The 319-nt window shown below is 65.2% G+C and carries 1 protein-coding gene; it reads left to right on the forward strand.

Features of this window, described 5'->3' with window-relative positions; translation table 11 throughout:
- A partial coding sequence (locus EOB49_RS35020) for a molybdopterin cofactor-binding domain-containing protein (protein ID WP_164781993.1) occupies positions 1-319 on the forward strand: 319 nt, incomplete at both ends.

Genomic DNA, 319 nt, shown 5'->3' on the forward strand with positions numbered 1-319 from the left:
GCCGAACTCGGCAAGGGCGAGGCGACGTTCAACCCCTATGTGAAGATCGGCGCCGGCAACACCATCACCATCGTCGCGCCGCGCGCCGAGATGGGGCAAGGCATTTCGACGACGCTTGCCGCCATGGTTGCCGAAGAACTCGATGTCGGCCTCGACCGGGTCAAGGTCGAGCATGGACCGGCCTCCTATGCCTATTACAACGCCGCGATCCTCGAAGAGGGCGGTCCGTTCGCCTTCTTCGACGAGAGCATGACCGCGCAGGCGGTGCGCTCGGGTCTCGGTGTGGTCGGCAAGTTCCTTGCCCTGCAGGGCACCGGTG

The sequence above is a fragment of the Mesorhizobium sp. M7A.F.Ca.MR.148.00.0.0 genome, assembly GCF_003997735.1.
Taxonomy (GTDB): Bacteria; Pseudomonadota; Alphaproteobacteria; order Rhizobiales; family Rhizobiaceae; genus Mesorhizobium.